The sequence below is a fragment of the Mycobacterium paraffinicum genome, assembly GCF_025822865.1.
Lineage (GTDB): Bacteria > Actinomycetota > Actinomycetes > Mycobacteriales > Mycobacteriaceae > Mycobacterium > Mycobacterium paraffinicum.
The window spans coordinates 289,920-306,045 of sequence record NZ_JACKUR010000023.1; the positions used below are offsets into that span (position 1 = coordinate 289,920).

Here is a 16,126-nt window from a genome sequence, read left to right on the forward strand (position 1 = left end):
CTGCCAACCTGCTGCGGCGGTAGATAGACCGAAGATGCGGCTGATCTTGCTGGTTAGCATCCTCATTAGCGGCATTGAGCTGGGAGTGGTGTGGTGAGTCGGACGGGTGCGCGCGCCTCGACACTTAGCTTATGCAATGCTAACTTCAGGCGGGTCAAGTTAGGGGAGGCTACACAAATGGAGAGACGTGGCCGTGGAACTCGGTGACACCGGCGTGCTAGCCGCTCAACCCGTCAATTCCCGAGCGGACGTCAGGGTTGACGGCGACGTCGTCAGCCGCTTCGCCACCTGCTGCCGCGCGCTCGGCATCTCGGTCTACCAACGCCAGCGCCCGGCCGACCTCACCGCCGCACGCTCCGGCTTCACCGCGCTGACCCGCATCGCCCACGACCAGTGCGACGCCTGGACCGGGCTGGCGGCCGCCGGCGATGTGTCCCTGCGGGTGCTGGAGGCGGTGTCGCAGACCTCGGCCACGGCGGGCACCTTGCAGCGCAAGGTGGACCTGACGCCCGGGGCGCTCGGGTTCCGCTACGACACCGGGCTGTATCTGCAGTTCCGTGCCGCCACCCCCGACGACTTCCACCTCGCCTACGCGGCGGCCCTGGCTTCGACCGGGGAGGCCGGCCGGTTCGCCGAGGCCGACCAGATCGTCTCCGCCCTGACCGCGCGCCGCCCCAATTGGCGCGAAGCCCGATGGGTCACCGTCGTCATCAACTACCGCGCCGAGCGGTGGTCGGACGTCGTCAAGTTGTTGACCCCGGTCGTCAACGACGCCGAGCTCGACGAGGCGTTCTCCCACGCGGCCAAGATCGCGCTGGGCACCGCGCTGGCGCGGCTGGGCATGTTCGCCCCGGCGCTGTCGTACCTCGAGGAGCCCGACGGTCCCGTCGCGGTCGCGGCGGTCGACGGGGCACTCGCCAAGGCGCTCGTGCTGCGCGCGCACGTCGACGAGGAGTCGGCGAGTGAAGTGCTGCAGGACCTCTACGCGGCCCATCCGGAAAACGAACAGATCGAACAGGCCCTCTCCGACACCAGCTTTGGGATCGTGACCACCACCGCGGCCCGGATCGAGGCGCGCACCGACCCCTGGGATCCGGACACCGAGCCAAGCGCGGAGGACTTCGTCGACCCGGCGGCCCACGAGCGCAAGTCCGTCCTGCTGCACGAGGCCGAACTCCAGCTCGCCGAATTCATCGGCCTGGACGAGGTCAAGAACCAGGTGTCCCGGCTGAAGAGCTCGGTCGCCATGGAGCTAGTGCGCAAGCATCGTGGGCTGGCCGTCGCACAGCGTGCCCACCACCTCGTCTTCGCCGGGCCGCCCGGCACCGGCAAGACCACCATCGCCCGTGTGGTCGCCAAGATCTATTGCGGCCTTGGGCTTTTGAAGCGCGAGAATATCCGAGAGGTACACCGTGCCGACCTGATCGGCCAGCACATCGGTGAGACCGAGGCCAAGACCAACGCGATCATCGACAGCGCGCTGGACGGGGTGCTCTTCCTCGACGAGGCCTACGCCCTGGTGGCCACGGGCGCGAAGAACGACTTCGGGCTGGTCGCCATCGATACCCTGCTGGCGCGGATGGAGAACGACCGCGACCGGCTGGTGGTCATCATCGCCGGATACCGGGCCGACCTCGACAAGTTCCTGGACACCAACGAGGGCTTGCGTTCCCGATTCACCCGCAACATCGACTTCCCTTCCTACGCACCGTCGGAGCTCGTCGAGATCGCGACCAAGATGGCCGAACAGCGCGACAGCGTCTTCGAACAGGCCGCACTCGACCACATGGAGGCGTTGTTCACCCGGCTGGCCACCGAGTCGACGCCGGACGCCAACGGAATCTCGCGGCGCAACTTGGACATCGCCGGCAACGGCCGATTCGTCCGCAACATCGTCGAACGCTCCGAGGAAGAACGAGAATTCCGGCTCGACCATTCGGACCACGCCGGGACCGGGGAGTTCAGTGACGAGGAGCTGATGACGATAACCGACCAAGACGTCGAGAACTCGGTGGAGCCGTTGTTGCGTGGTCTCGGGCTGTCGGTGCCGGCATGACGAATCCTGAAGCCGACGACCGGCGTTCGTTCGCCTCGCGGACCCCGGTCAACGACAATCCCGACCAGGTCGAGTATCGGCGCGGCTTCGTCACCCGTCACCAGGTCACCGGTTGGCGCTTCGTGATGCGGCGCATCGCTTCCGGCATCGCCTTGCACGACACCAGGATGCTCGTCGACCCGCTGCGCACCCAGTCGCGCGCGGTGCTGATGGGCGTGGTCCTGCTCGCCACCGGCTTGGCGGGCTGCTTCGTGTTCTCGCTCATTCGGCCCAACGGGACCGCGGGGACCAACGCGGTGCTCGCCGATCGATCGACCGCCGCGCTGTACGTACGGGTGGGCGACCAGCTGCACCCGGTGCTCAACCTGACGTCGGCCCGCCTGATCGTCGGGAAGCCGGTGAATCCCGCGACTGTGAAAAGCACTGAGCTGGATCGCTTTCCGCGTGGCAACCTGATCGGCATTCCCGGCGCGCCAGAACGCATGGTGCAAAACACCACTCGCGACGCCAACTGGACCGTTTGTGACGGCATCGGCGGCACGTCGCGCGCCGTGCACAGCACGGGTGTCACGGTGATCGCGGGCCGCCCCGACAGCGGCGGCGCGCGGGCGGCCAAAATCGATGCCAAACAGGCGATCCTGGTCGACAGCGGGAACAGCACCTGGCTGCTCTGGGACGGCAGGCGCAGCCAGATCAACCTGGCCGACCACGCGGTCACCAACGCACTTGGCTTGGGCCTGAACAACTCCGACGTGCCCCCGCCGCGGCCCATCGCGCTGGGGCTGTTCAACGCGATCCCCGAAGCGCCGCCACTTGCGGCACCGGGTATCCCGAACGGCGGTGCGCCGGCCGGCTTCAGCGTGCCGGCGCCGATCGGGGCGGTCGTGGTTTCCTATGCGCTGGACCAGAATTCGTCGGGCGCGGCGCGCTACTACGCGGTGCTGCCGGACGGCCTGCAGCCCATCTCCCCGGTGCTCGCGGCGATCCTGCGCAACACCAACTCCTACGGCCTGGACCAACCGCCGCGGCTGGGTGCCGACGCGGTCGCCAAGCTGCCGGTGTCCCGGATGCTGGACACCTCGCGCTACCCCGACCAGCAGGTCACCCTGGTCGACGCGGCCAAGGACCCCGTCACCTGCGCCTACTGGAGCAAGCCCGCCGGTGCCGCCACCAGCTCGCTGAGCCTGTTGTCCGGCTCCGCGCTGCCGGTGCCCGAATCGATCCGCACCGTCGACCTGGTCGGCGCCTCCCCGGCAACCGCCACCCGCGTCGCCCTGGCGCCGGGCACCGGCTACTTCGCCCAGACCGTCACCGGCGGCGCAGGCGCGCCCGGCACCGGGTCGCTGTTCTGGGTGTCCGACACCGGGGTTCGCTACGGCATCGACAACGAGGCGGAGAACTCGGCCGCCGGGCGCGGCAAAACGGTTGAGGCCCTTGGCCTGACGGAGCCGGCGGTGCCCATCCCGTGGTCGGTGCTGGCACTGTTCGCCAGCGGCCCGGCACTGTCGCGCGCGGACGCGCTGCTGGCGCACGACGGGCTGGCACCAGACAACAAGCCCGGCCGCGTGGCATCAGCAGAGGGAGCGCCCCGATGAGCCGACTCATCTTCGAAGCCCGCCGCCGGCTGGCGCCCCCGGTTACCCGCAAGGGCACCATCAACATCGAGGCGCCCCCCGAGCTGCCGCGGGTGATCCCGCCGTCGTTCCTGCGCCGGGCGATGCCCTATGTGCTGGTGATCCTGATCGTGGGCATGGTCGTCGCCCTGTTCGCCACCGGGATGCGGCTGATCTCCCCGCAGACGCTGTTCTTCCCGTTCGTGCTGCTGCTCGCGGCCACCGCGATGTACCGCGGCAACGACAACAAGACGCGCACCGAGGAGGTCGACGCCGAACGCGCCGACTACCTGCGCTACCTGTCGGTGGTCCGCGACAACATCCGCACCCAGGCCGCCCAGCAGCGGGCGGCGGCCGAGTGGTCGCACCCCGAGCCGGCCGCCCTGGCGAGCGTGCCCGGATCGCGCCGGCAGTGGGAGCGCGACCCGCACGACCCGGACTTCCTGGTGCTGCGGGCCGGCCGCCACCACGTACCGCTGAGCACCGCGCTGCGAGTGAACGACACGGCGGACGAGATCGACCTGGAGCCGGTGTCGCACAGCGCATTACGCAGCCTGCTCGACACCCACCGCATCGTGCGGGACGTGCCGACCGGAATCGACCTGACGAAGGTCTCGCGGATCACCGTTCTGGGTGAGGCGGAGGACGCGCGGGCGGCGATGCGCGCCTGGATCGCCCAGGCCGTGACGTGGCACGACCCGACGGTGCTGGGGGTGGCGCTGGTCACCCGCGACCTGGAGGGCCCGGACTGGTCCTGGCTGAAATGGCTTCCGCACACCGATGTTCCGGGCGAGCTCGACGGCGTCGGGCCGGCTCGTTTCCTGACGACCAACCCCGACGAGCTCGTCCTGCTGCTGGGCCCCGCGTTCGTCGATCGCCCGGCGTTCACCGGGGAGCCCGCCGACGCGCTGCGCCATCTGCTCATCGTGGTGGACGACCCCGACTTCGACCTGAACACTTCGACGCTGGCGCTGGGCCGCGCGGGCGTCACCGTCGTGCACCGCTCCGCGACACCACCGCACCGCGAACAGTATTCGGATCCGGAGAAGCCGATCCTGCGCGTCATCGGCGATGGCAGCCGAGCGGGGGCCCTGGTGCGCTGGCAGACCGGCGGCTGGCAGCCCTATATCGACGATGCCGACCGGCTCGGCGCCGACGAGGCCGCCCACCTGGCGCGCCAACTGTCGCGCTGGGACTCCAACCCGACCCACACCGGGTTGCGCTCGGCGGCCACCCGCGGTGCGACCTTCACCACGCTGCTGGGCATCCCGGACGCCTCGCGGCTGGACGTGCCCACACTTTGGGCGCCGCGCCCCCGCGAAGACGAGTTGCGGGTACCCATCGGCGTCACCGCGACGGGCGAGCCGCTGTTCTTCGACCTCAAGGACGAAGCCGAGGGCGGGATGGGCCCGCACGGACTGATGATCGGTATGACGGGCTCCGGAAAGTCCCAGACCCTGATGTCGATCCTGTTGTCGCTGTTGACAACTCATTCGGCCGACCGGCTGATCGTGATCTACGCGGACTTCAAGGGCGAAGCCGGTGCCGACAGTTTCCGCCATTTTCCGCAGGTCGTCGCGGTGATCTCCAACATGGCCGAGAAGAAGTCGCTGGCCGACCGGTTCGCCGACACGTTGCGCGGGGAGGTGGCCCGCCGCGAAACGCTGCTGCGTGAGGCCGGACGCCGCGTGCAGGGCAGCGCGTTCAACTCGGTGGTGGAATACGAGGACGCGCAAAATTCGGGTGCGCCGGGCGCCGAAGATCTTCCGCCGATCCCGACGCTGTTCGTGGTCGCCGACGAGTTCACCTTGATGCTGGCCGATCACCCGGAATACGCGGAGTTGTTCGATTACGTGGCGCGCAAGGGCCGCTCGTTCCGCATCCACATCCTGTTCGCGTCGCAGACGCTGGACGTGGGCAAGATCAAGGACATCGACAAGAACACCTCCTACCGCATCGGGTTGAAGGTGGCCAGTCCCAGCGTTTCCCGCCAGATCATCGGCGTGGAGGACGCGTACCACATCGAATCGGGCAAGGAGCACAAGGGCATGGGCTTCCTGGTGCCCGCCCCGGGCGCGACCCCGATCAAGTTCCGCAGCACCTACGTCGACGGCATCTACGATCCGCCGCAGAAGGCCAAAGCCTTTGTCGTGCACGCGACCCCGGAGCCCAAGCTGTTCACGGCCGGTCGGGTCGAGCCGGATCAGGACACGGTGATCTCGGCGGCCGAGGACGAGGAATTCACCGGACCGCCCCGCAAGCTGATCGCCACCATCGGCGACCAGTTGGCGCGCTACGGCCCGCGTGCGCCGCAGCTGTGGCTGCCGCCGCTGGACGAGCCGATCCCGCTGACCGCCGTGCTGGCGCGCGCCGGGGTGCCACAGCGCCAGTGGCAGTGGCCGCTCGGTGAGATCGACAAACCCTTCGAGATGCGCCGCGACCCGCTGATGTTCGACGCCACCTCGTCGGCGGCAAACATGGTGATCCACGGCGGCCCGAAGTCCGGGAAATCGACTGCGCTGCAGACGTTCATCCTGTCGGCGGCCAGCCTGCACTCGCCACGCGACGTCACGTTCTACTGCCTGGACTACGGCGGCGGCAAGCTGCGGGCGCTGGAAGACCTGGCGCACGTCGGCAGCGTGGCCTCCGCACTGGAACCCGAGCGCATCCGGCGCACCTTCGGCGAGCTCGAGCAGCTGCTGCTGTCCCGGCAGCGGCGCGAGGTGTTCCGCGACCGGCACGGGGCCGCCCCCGACGACGGGTACGGCGAGGTGTTCCTGGTCATCGATAACCTGTACGCGTTCGGCCGGGACAACACCGATCAGTTCAACACCCGTAATCCCTTGCTGGCCAAGGTGAGCGAGTTGGTCAACGTCGGGCTCGCCTACGGCATCCACGTCGTGATCACCACCCCGAGCTGGCTCGAGGTGCCGCTGGCGATGCGCGACGGCCTCGGGCTGCGCCTCGAGCTCAAGCTGCACGATCCGCGGGACAGCAACGTCCGGCTCGTCGGCGCGCTGCGGCGCCCCGCGGAATCCGTGCCGCACGACCAGCCGGGCCGCGGCTTGACGATGGCCGCCGAGCACTTCCTGTTCGCCGCGCCGGAGCTGGACCAGATAGCCGCGCTCAACGCCCGCCACCCGGGCGTGGCCGCGCCGCCGGTGCGACTGCTCCCGACCAACCTCGCCCCCGAGGCGGTCGGCGCGCTCTACCGCGGCCCGGAGCAGGTGGTGATCGGCCAGCGCGAGGACGATCTCGCACCCGTCGTCGTCGATTTCGCCGACGAGCCGCTGCTGATGGTGTTCGGCGACAGCAAGTCGGGCAAGACCACGTTGCTGCGCCACATCATTCGCACCATCCGCGAGAACTCCACGGCCGACCAGGTGGCGTTCACCGTGCTGGACCGGCGGCTGCACCTGGTCGACGAGCCGTTGTTCGCCGACAACGAGTACACCGCCAACATCGACCGGATCATCCCGGCGATGCTGGGGTTGGCCAACATCATCGAGTCACGCCGCCCTCCGGCGGGGTTGTCGCCCGGTGAGCTGGCCCGCTGGACGTACGCGGGGCACACCCACTACCTGATCATCGACGACGTCGACCAGATACCGGACTCGCCGGCGATGAGCGGCCCCTACATCGGGCAGCGGCCGTGGTCCCCGCTGATCGGAATCCTTTCACAGGCAGCCGATTTGGGCCTGCGGGTGATCGTCACGGCGCGGGCCACCGGATCCGGGCACGCCCTGATGACCAACCCACTGCTGCGCCGCTTCAACGACCTGCAGGCGACCACCCTGATGCTGGCGGGCAATCCGCAGGACAGCGGCAAGATCCGGGGTCAGCGATTCGGGCGGTTGCCGGCCGGGCGGGCGATCTTGTTGGGCGACAGCGATAGTCCGACGTACGTGCAGTTGGTCAACCCGTTGGTGGGTGAGGCCGCGATGTTTGGTGAAACGCAACAGTAAGGGGAGAGTCATGACGTTGCGAGTGGTTCCCGAGGGCCTGGCCGCGACCAGCGCCGCGGTGGAGGCGCTGACGGCGCGGCTGGAGGCCGCCCATGCGGCGGCCGCTCCGGCCATCACCGCGGTGGTGCCGCCGGCGGTGGATCCGGTGTCGCTGCAGACGGCCGTCGGGTTCAGTGCGCAGGGCCAGGAGCACGCCGCGGTCGCCGCCCAGGGCGTGGAAGAACTCGGCCGCGCCGGCGTGGGCGTCGGCGAAGCCGGCGCCAGCTATCTCGCCGGAGACACCTCGGCCGCCGCGACGTACGGGTTCGCGGGCGCCTGAGAATGACGTTGCCCGTTGCCCCCGTTTGGATGGCCTCGCCGCCCGAGGTGCATTCGACGTTGCTGAGCGCCGGTCCGGGACCGGGGCCGCTGCTGGCGGCTGCGGGCGCGTGGACCGCGCTGAGCACCGAATACGCAACGGCGGCCGCCGAACTCACCGGAGTGCTGGGGGAGACCCAGGCGGGGGCGTGGGAGGGGCCCAGTGCAGAGCAGTACGCCGCCGCGCACGCGCCGTATCTGGCGTGGCTGCAGCAGGCCAGCGCCGACAGCGCGGGCGTGGCCGCGCAGCACGAGATCGCGGCGGCGGCTTATACGGCCGCCCTGACGGCGATGCCGACGCTGGGGGAACTGGCCGCCAACCACGCCGTTCACGGGGTGTTGGTGGCGACGAACTTCTTTGGTGTCAACACGATTCCAATCGCTCTCAACGAGGCCGACTATGCGCGGATGTGGGTCCAGGCCGCCACCGTGATGGGCGGTTATCAGGCCACCTCGGGGGCGGCGCTCGCCGCCGCGCCGCGCAGCGCCCCGGCGCCCTCGATCGTGCGTCCGGGCGGTGAGGCCAACAGTCTCGCGGCCAATGCCTCGCAGAACACGCCCGGGGATTGGTGGCAGAACCTCATCCAGCAGGTGTCCAAGTTCCTGCAGGACTTCTTCCAGAACATTCAGCAGATGCTGCAGAACTTCTTCTCGAACCTGCCGGCGTTTCTGGCCGCCAACGGTCCACTGTTGTTCTTCGTTGCCTACCAGGTGTTCTTCAACGCCGTCGGCTGGCCCACCTGGGGTGCGATCCTGACCGCGCCCTTCCTCATCCCGTTGCTGCTCGGAATCGGTCTGAGTTCCTTGCTCTCCGCGCCCGCCGAAATCGCGCCGGTGGCGGCCGGCGCCGCCGCGACACCGCTCGTGACGTCGACCCGGCCGGCGTCGTCGCTGCCGGCGGTCGCGCTGGCCCCGACGGTGGCGAGTCCCACTGGGGCCCCGGCCACTTCGGTCGCCGCGGGTTCCGGTGCGGCACCCGCACCCGCCGCGGCGCCGGCACCGAGCACGCTCGCTTACCTGGTCGCCTACGGCGGCGACCCGGACCCCGGCATCGGCCCGACGGTGGGCGGCCGCGGTGGCGCCAAGGCGCCGGCGGCGACCATCCCGGCGGCCGGTGCGGCGGCGGCCACCCGGGGCGAGGCGCGTGCGCGGCGTCGCCGGCGCGCCGCAATGCGCGACCACAGCGACGAATACCTGGATATGGAGTCCGACATCGGCATACCACCGGACTACGGCGACGAGGAGCGACTGGCCGCGGCGGTGGCATCCGGCGCGGGGGCCGGAACGCTGGGCTTCGCGGGAACCGCGCGCAGGGAGAACACCTTCCGCGCGGGCGGATTGACCAAGCTCACCGACGGCGAATTCGGCGGCGGCCCAAGGACACCGATGATGCCCGGAACCTGGGACCACGACGCGGGCCGAGACCCGGCGCATCCGACCGAGCCGAGGGAAGGGGGCTAACGCAGTCAGCACCATGCTCGTCAGTCAGCGAAACCCCTTTAGAACGAACAGAAAGGAATCAACATGAGTATGTTGGACGCTCATATTCCGCAGTTGGTGGCCGCGCAATCGGCATTCAGCGCCAAGGCGGCCCTGATGCGCAGCACCATCAGCCAGGCCGAGCAGGAAGCGATGTCGGCGCAGGCGTTCCACCAGGGCGAGTCCTCGGCCGCGTTCCAGGCCGCGCACGCCCGCTTCGTCGAAGCCGCCGCCCGGGTCAACACCCTGCTGGACATCGCGCAGGCCAACCTCGGCGACGCCGCGGGCACCTACGTGGCCGCCGACGCAGCCGCCGCTTCCGGCTACACCGCCTTCTGATCCAGCCGCTTCAGACGCCACCAACCGCGAAAGGACTTGTCATGTCCCAGATCATGTACAACTACCCGGCGATGTTGAGCCACGCCGCCGACATGTCCGGCTACGCCGGCACCCTGCAGGGGCTGGGTTCGGACATCGCCAGCGAGCAGGCAACGCTGTCGAACGCCTGGCAGGGCGACACCGGTATGACCTACCAGGCCTGGCAGGCCCAGTGGAACCAGGCCATGGAGAGTCTGGTGCGGGCCTACCAGGCGATGGCCAGCACCCACGAATCCAACACCATGTCCATGCTCGCCCGGGACCAGGCCGAAGCCGCCAAGTGGGGCGGTTAATTCTTGTTTCATGAACACTGAGCCGAACGCCGTCGAGCTGACGGTCGATCACGCGTGGTTCATAGCGGAAACCATTGGGGCGGGTAGCTTCCCGTGGGTGCTCGCGATCACCTCGCCCTATAGCGATGCCGCGCAACGCCACGCGTTTCTCGAGCGTCAGAAGGCCGAGCTGACCCGGTTGGGTCTGGTTTCGCAGGGTGGGGTCGTCCACCCGGCGGTGGCCGACTGGATCAGAGTGGTGTGCTTCCCGGAGCGATGGCTCGACCTGCGCTTCGTGGGCCCCGCCAAGGACACCGGCACCGGGGAACTGCTGCGCGGCATCGTGGCGCAGCGCTCTGCAACGACCGCCAGGACGATCGTGGCGCTGCGCAGCGCGCAGCTGATCACCTTCACCGCCATGGACATCGACGACCCGCGTGCGTTGGTTCCGGTCCTCGGCGTCGGGCTCGCGCAGCAACCGCCGGCCCGATTCGAGGAGTTCAGCATGCCGACTCGGGTCGGCGCGCGGGCCGACGAGCGGCTGCGTTCGGGCGCCTCCCTGGCCGAAGTCGTTGACTACCTGGGTATTCCGCAGTCGGCGCGACGGGTGGTGGAGTCGGTGTTCAACGGGCCGCGCAGCTACGTCGAAATCGTCGCCGGCTGCCACCGCGACGGGCGGCACGCCACCACCGAGGTGGGGATGAGCATCGTCGACGCGGCCGCGGGGCGGGTCCTGGTCAGCCCGTCCCGCGCATTCGACGGCGAGTGGGTGTCGACCTTCGCCCCCGGCACACCCTTCGCGATCGCCGTCGCGCTTGAACAGCTGACCGCCTTACTCCCGGACTCCGAATGGTTCTCCGGCCACAGGTTGGCCAGAGATTTCACTGCGCAACACGCATAACCGCAATTGACGAAATTCCACTAGAGAAGAGAGCAACGATGTTTCAGGTATGGCCCCAGCGTGTTTCGAGGGTCCGGTGACGTCCGGCGCCGTGATGCCGATCGTCCGCGTGGCAATCCTCGCGGACAGCCGGCTGACGGAAATGGCGTTGCCCGCCGAGCTGCCGCTGCGGGAAATCCTGCCCGCCGTCCAGCGTCTGGTGGTTCCCGCGACATCGAACGGCGACTCCGACGACACTGCCCGAGGGACGGCCGACCTCGGCGCGGCGACCCAACTGAGTCTCGCCCCGATCGGCGGCGCGCCGTTCAGCCTGGACGCCAGCCTGGACACCGTCGGGGTCGTGGACGGTGACCTGCTGGCGCTGCAGCCCGTGCCCGTCGGGCAGGCGGCTCCCGGCATCGTCGAGGACATTGCCGACGCCGCCATGATCTTCTCGACCTCGCGGCTGAAGCCCTGGGGCGCAACGCATATCCAGCGTGGCGCGCTGGCGGCGGTGATCGCCGTCGCGTTCCTGGCCACCGGGCTCTCGGTCACATATCGCGTCGCCACCGGCGCGCTGGCCGGGCTGGTCGCGGTCAGCGCGGTCGCGGCGGTGACCGCGATCGTCGGCTTGCTGGTCGCGGCGCGGTCGCCGCGCACGGGGACGGCGTGCGCGATCGCCGCGCTGGTGCCGATCGGTGCCGCGCTGGCATTGGCGGTGCCCGGACGGTTCGGCCCGGCGCACGTCATGCTCGCCGCGGCCGGCGTCACCGCATGGTCGCTGATCGCATTGATGGTGCCCAGCGCGGAGCGGGAGCGGATCGTCGGATTCTTCACCGCGACCGCGGTGCTGGGCGCGGGGGTGCTGCTGGCCGCGGGCGCCGGGGTGCTCTGGCACCTGCGGCCGCTCGCCATCGGCTGCGGGCTGATCGTCGCGGCGCTGCTGGTCACCGTCGAGGCGGCTCAGCTCTCGGCGCTGTGGGCGCGCTTCCCGTTGCCGGTCATCCCGGCGCCCGGCGACCCCACCCCCTCGGCCCCCTCGTTGCGGGTGCTCGAGGATCTGCCGCGGCGGGTGCGGATCAGCGATGCCCATCAGAACGGGTTCATCGCTGCCGCAGTGCTGCTCAGTGTCCTGGGCTCGGTGGCGATCGCGTTGCGCCCCGAGGCGCTGAGCGGTGCGGGCTGGTACATCGTGGGCGCCACGGCGGCGACGTCCGTCCTGCGCGCCCGGGTATGGGATTCGGCCGCGTGCAAGGCGTGGCTGCTCGCGCAGCCCTACCTGGTCGGGGGCGTCCTGCTGGTGCTCTACACCGCGAGCGGGCGCTTCGGCGCCGCCCTTGGTGCGGCGCTGGTGCTCGTCGTGCTGGCCGCGCTGTGGATAGTGGTGGCCCTCAACCCCCGCATCGCCGAGCCGGAGAGCTATTCGCTTCCGGTGCGCCGGCTGGTGGGCTTCGTCGCGGCCGGGCTCGATGCGTCACTCATCCCCGTCATGGCCTACCTGGTCGGCATCTTCACCTGGATACTCAATCGATGATCCGGTCCGGATCGGCCTGCTTCGCAGCGGCTTTGGCGGCCGTGCTGTGGACGTGTCCGTCGGCGTTGGCCATCGATCAGCCGAAGGTCGATCCGGGCGTCCCGCCGCCGAGCGGGGCCCCCGGCCCCGTGCAGCCGATGGAGCAGCGCGGCCCGTGCAGCGTCTCCGGGGTCATCCCCGGCAGCGATCCCGCGGCCGTCACGCCCAGCCAGGTGACGCTGAATCTGTCTGGGGCATGGCAATTCTCGCGTGGTGACGGCCAGGTGGTGGCGGTGCTCGACACGGGGGTGCGGCCGGGTCCGCGGCTGCCCAACGTCGATCCGGGTGGTGACTTCGTCGAGACGACCGACGGCCTGACCGACTGTGACGGCCACGGCACCCTGGTGGCCGGCCTCATCGCCGGCCAGCCCGGCGACGACGGTTTTGCCGGTGTGGCGCCCGCGGCGCGCGTGGTGTCGATCAGGACGACGTCGGCCAAGTATTCCCCCCGCACCCCCGGTGGCGACCCGCTGATGGCGCGGGCGTCGTCGGACATCGCCACGCTGAGCCGCGCGATCGTGCACGCGGCCGACCTCGGCGCCCGGGTGATCGACATCTCCACGCTCACTTGCCTGCCCGCCGACCGGCCCGTCGACCAGGCCGCCCTCGGCGCGGCGATTCGCTACGCCGCGGTGGAGAAGGACGCGGTGATCGTGGCCGCCGCCGGCAACACCGGTCCGACCGGATCGGTCGCCGGCGGCACGTCCTGCGAGTCCAACCCGCTCACCGACCTGAGCCACCCGGACGATCCGCGCAACTGGGCCGGTGTCACCTCGATCTCCATCCCGTCCGTGTGGCAGCCGTATGTGCTGTCGGTGGCCTCCCTGACACCGGACGGGCAGCCGTCGAAGTTCACCATGGCCGGGCCGTGGGTGGGCATCGCGGCGCCGGGCGAACGGATCGTGTCGATCAGCAACGCCGACGGCGGCGGCCTGGCCAACGGGCTGCCCGATGAGCATCAGCAACAGGTGGCCCTGAGCGGCACCAGCTATGCGGCCGGGTATGTGGCCGGCGTCGCGGCGCTGGTCCGCAGCAAGTACCCCGACCTCAACGCCACACAGATCGTGCATCGCATCACCGCGACCGCGCACAACGGCGCGCGGGCGCCGTCCAACGTTGTCGGTACCGGCAGCGTCGACCCGGTGGCGGCCTTGACCTGGCAACTGCCCGTAGGCAATCCGGCTCCAGCGGCGCCAGTCAAGCCGGTCGCCGTCCCGCCGGCACCCGCGCCCAAGGACACCACCCCGCGGACCGTCGCGCTGGCCGGAACCGCCGCGCTCGCTGTGCTTGTCGCAGTCGCGGGCGCGGTCGCCGCCACCGCCACCCGCCGAAGAAAGGACCCCACCCCGTGAGCCTGCAGCGCTGGACACCCATCCCCGGACCCGGCCGAATCACGCTGGCGTTGCTGGCCGTCGTCCCGGCGGTGATGGCCTATCCTTGGCGGTCGCCGCGCGATTACTGGCTGCTCGGCATCGCCGCGGTCGTCGTGCTCGTGCTGTTCGGCTGCTGGCGCGGTTTGTATTTCACCACGCTGCTGCGCCGCCGGCTGGCGATCATGGGGCGCGGCGAGGTGACCGCACCCGAATCCGCTTCTGCCACAACGAGAACCGCGCTGCTGCGGGTCGGGGCGCCGGGTGGCGACGCGGCCGATGCGCTGCCGCTGCCCTTGGTCGCCCGCTACCTGGACCGTTACGGCATCCGTGCGGACAAGATCCGGATCACCAGTCGCGACAACGCATCCGATGCGTCCAGGCGTGAGACGTGGATCGGGCTCACGATATCGGCCACCGACAACCTGGCCGCGCTGCGCGCCCGCTCCGCGCGCATCCCGTTGGATGAGACCGCACAGGTGGCGGCGCGCCGACTGGCTGACCACCTGCGGGAGCTCGGCTGGGAAGTCAGCAGCGTCGCGCCCGACGACGTCCCGCGGTTGCTCACCTCCAACGCCCGGGAGACGTGGTCCGCGGTGCAGCGCGGTGCATCGGATTACCTTGCGGCATACCAGGTTCAGGTCAACGGTGAGTTGGCCGAGACGCTGGAGTCGATTCGGGCGAATCCGGCGCGGGAGACTTGCATGGCGCTGGAGATCGCCGGCGACGGGATCCACAACACCGTTGCGGCCGCGTGCGCCTTCCTCACTGACACGCCACCGGAGCGGACCGTGCCGGTTGCCGGGCTGATCCCGCAGCGCGGCAATCACCGGCCGGCGCTCGAGGCGCTGGATCTGTTGTCCACGCGGCGGCTCGACGGGCACACCGATGCCCCGGCGGCCCTGCTGGCGGGGCTGGACTGGCCGACGCTGGCGGGCGAGGCGCCGTCGACCGAAACCGTCAGAACATAACGGTCTGCAGGAACGCGGTCATCCGGCGCAGATAGTCCAGCTGGCTGACATGCAACACGTGGCTCCCCGGAAACCAGTGCAGCGCACAATGATCCCAATGCTCCCACAGCTTGACGGCATGATCGGGCGGCGCCATCCGATCGCCGAGCCCGGTGATGATCATCCGCCTGTCCTTGTCGAGCAGCGGCCGATAGGTCAGCGGGCAATGGTAGGACAGGCCGTCCCATAACTCCGCGCGGCTGATGTGCGACAACCGCAGCCCCAGCCGCACGAGTTTGTTGGCCGGAAACCATTCGTCGAACAGAGTCGCCGGGGTGACGACGGGACAGTTCGGGATGACGGCCTCGAGCCGGTCGTCGACCGAGGCCACCAGCGCCGAGGTGTAACCACCCAGCGATATCCCGGTCAGCGCGATACGGTCGACGCCGGTGCCGCGCAGGTAATCGACGATGGACCGGAAGTCGTGCACGGCCTGGGCCATCGCCTCCGCGAAACCGCTGAGGCCGCCGGCGAAATAGCCGAAACCGCTGAACGGCGAAAGCCTTTCGGCGCGCTTGCCGTGAAACGGCAGGGTGTACATCAGGACGTCGTAACCGGACCGGTAGTACCACGGCAGCGCGAAGAACCGCCCGTTGGCCAGATACGACGACCCCATGAAGCCGTGGATGACACACAGTGTGGGACGCGGCCCGTCGGCGTGGCGCCAGTGCTGCGCGCGCACGGTGTTGTTGGACTTCCAAGCGCCCCATTGCTCGCGCATCGCGGGGTTGATGGCCGTGAAGCTGCTGTCGAACGCGATGTTTTCCACCGTGCCGCCGGCGACCCACTCGGTCAGCGGGCTGGCCGGTCGTGACGTGACCCGCGGCGGTTCGGTCGGTGCGGGAAACGACTTCACCGGGTCGCGCTGCGCGCCCAGCTCGGCGTAGAAGTTCAGGTTCGCGCGCTCGGCGCCGGCATCGGTGTGGCGCAGGGAAGCGGCGAGTACGGCCGGCGCCACCGTCGCGGTAAGCAGCGACGACACCCAGGTGCGCAGGGCGAGGTCGCCGACGGCGGAGCCCTCGACTACCATTCGCTGGCGGGGGGACAACGCGGAATTCGGGGGCAATCCGCCGACGTCGAGTGGTACGTCAGCGCCCTTGAATGCACCGGGAATGTCCGGAACGGGAATGGGCGGATCAATCGAAGTGTCGGGCGCCACGAACGCCGATGCTA

The 16,126-nt window shown here is 69.7% G+C and carries 12 protein-coding genes; 11 read left to right on the plus strand and 1 reads right to left on the minus strand.

Features of this window, described 5'->3' with window-relative positions; translation table 11 throughout:
- Positions 1-193 precede the first annotated feature (193 nt).
- The 11 genes from eccA to eccE all read left to right on the plus strand — a co-directional run bounded on the left by eccA (position 194) and on the right by eccE (position 14,914).
- Positions 194-2,056: a type VII secretion AAA-ATPase EccA gene (eccA, locus tag H7J89_RS13555; RefSeq protein WP_264044275.1), complete on the plus strand. Its 1,863-nt coding sequence runs from the start codon at positions 194-196 to the stop codon at positions 2,054-2,056.
- Positions 2,053-3,651, plus strand: a complete 1,599-nt coding sequence (gene eccB / locus H7J89_RS13560; protein WP_264044200.1) for a type VII secretion protein EccB — start codon at positions 2,053-2,055, stop codon at positions 3,649-3,651. Before eccA ends, eccB begins: the two co-directional genes overlap by 4 nt.
- Positions 3,648-7,634, plus strand: coding sequence for a type VII secretion protein EccCa (gene eccCa / locus H7J89_RS13565; protein WP_264044201.1), 3,987 nt, complete (start codon positions 3,648-3,650; stop codon positions 7,632-7,634). The genes eccB and eccCa overlap by 4 nt, the downstream gene beginning before the upstream one ends.
- A gap of 10 nt (positions 7,635-7,644) precedes the next feature.
- Positions 7,645-7,953 (plus strand): PE family protein, encoded by a 309-nt coding sequence (locus tag H7J89_RS13570; protein ID WP_264044202.1) that lies wholly within the window; start codon positions 7,645-7,647, stop codon positions 7,951-7,953.
- A gap of 2 nt (positions 7,954-7,955) precedes the next feature.
- A complete protein-coding gene (locus H7J89_RS13575) occupies positions 7,956-9,452 on the plus strand; it encodes a PPE family protein (protein ID WP_264044203.1) in 1,497 nt (498 codons plus the stop codon).
- 63 nt (positions 9,453-9,515) lie between these two features.
- Positions 9,516-9,809, plus strand: a complete 294-nt coding sequence (esxG, locus tag H7J89_RS13580; protein ID WP_066947442.1) for a type VII secretion system protein EsxG — start codon at positions 9,516-9,518, stop codon at positions 9,807-9,809.
- A gap of 41 nt (positions 9,810-9,850) precedes the next feature.
- Positions 9,851-10,141 (plus strand): WXG100 family type VII secretion target, encoded by a 291-nt coding sequence (locus H7J89_RS13585; protein ID WP_066947446.1) that lies wholly within the window; start codon positions 9,851-9,853, stop codon positions 10,139-10,141.
- Between the two features lie 10 nt (positions 10,142-10,151).
- Positions 10,152-11,021, plus strand: a complete 870-nt coding sequence (locus H7J89_RS13590; RefSeq protein ID WP_264044204.1) for an ESX secretion-associated protein EspG — start codon at positions 10,152-10,154, stop codon at positions 11,019-11,021.
- Between the two features lie 49 nt (positions 11,022-11,070).
- Positions 11,071-12,534, plus strand: coding sequence for a type VII secretion integral membrane protein EccD (gene eccD / locus H7J89_RS13595; protein ID WP_264044205.1), 1,464 nt, complete (start codon positions 11,071-11,073; stop codon positions 12,532-12,534).
- Positions 12,531-13,925: a type VII secretion-associated serine protease mycosin gene (gene mycP / locus H7J89_RS13600; protein WP_264044206.1), complete on the plus strand. Its 1,395-nt coding sequence runs from the start codon at positions 12,531-12,533 to the stop codon at positions 13,923-13,925. Before eccD ends, mycP begins: the two co-directional genes overlap by 4 nt.
- Positions 13,922-14,914 carry a type VII secretion protein EccE gene (eccE, locus tag H7J89_RS13605; RefSeq protein WP_308205119.1) on the plus strand — a complete coding sequence of 331 codons (993 nt, stop codon included), beginning with the start codon at positions 13,922-13,924 and terminating at the stop codon, positions 14,912-14,914. The genes mycP and eccE overlap by 4 nt, the downstream gene beginning before the upstream one ends.
- Here eccE and H7J89_RS13610 read toward each other — a convergent pair.
- On the minus strand, positions 14,904-16,112 hold the full coding sequence (locus H7J89_RS13610) for an alpha/beta hydrolase family protein (protein ID WP_264044207.1): 1,209 nt from the start codon (positions 16,110-16,112) through the stop codon (positions 14,904-14,906). The two genes, eccE and H7J89_RS13610, sit on opposite strands and share 11 nt — an antisense overlap.
- Positions 16,113-16,126: the final 14 nt, after the last annotated feature.

Bases quoted from the DNA above. Each gene is read 5' to 3' on its own strand.
- H7J89_RS13590 (WP_264044204.1), top strand. From the start codon at position 10,152: ATGAACACTGAGCCGAACGCCGTCGAGCTGACGGTCGATCACGCGTGG.
- eccCa (WP_264044201.1), top strand. From the start codon at position 3,648: ATGAGCCGACTCATCTTCGAAGCCCGCCGCCGGCTGGCGCCCCCGGTT.
- eccB (WP_264044200.1), top strand. From the start codon at position 2,053: ATGACGAATCCTGAAGCCGACGACCGGCGTTCGTTCGCCTCGCGGACC.
- H7J89_RS13575 (WP_264044203.1), top strand. From the start codon at position 7,956: ATGACGTTGCCCGTTGCCCCCGTTTGGATGGCCTCGCCGCCCGAGGTG.
- esxG (WP_066947442.1), top strand. From the start codon at position 9,516: ATGAGTATGTTGGACGCTCATATTCCGCAGTTGGTGGCCGCGCAATCG.
- eccD (WP_264044205.1), top strand. From the start codon at position 11,071: ATGGCCCCAGCGTGTTTCGAGGGTCCGGTGACGTCCGGCGCCGTGATG.
- H7J89_RS13570 (WP_264044202.1), top strand. From the start codon at position 7,645: ATGACGTTGCGAGTGGTTCCCGAGGGCCTGGCCGCGACCAGCGCCGCG.
- mycP (WP_264044206.1), top strand. From the start codon at position 12,531: ATGATCCGGTCCGGATCGGCCTGCTTCGCAGCGGCTTTGGCGGCCGTG.
- H7J89_RS13585 (WP_066947446.1), top strand. From the start codon at position 9,851: ATGTCCCAGATCATGTACAACTACCCGGCGATGTTGAGCCACGCCGCC.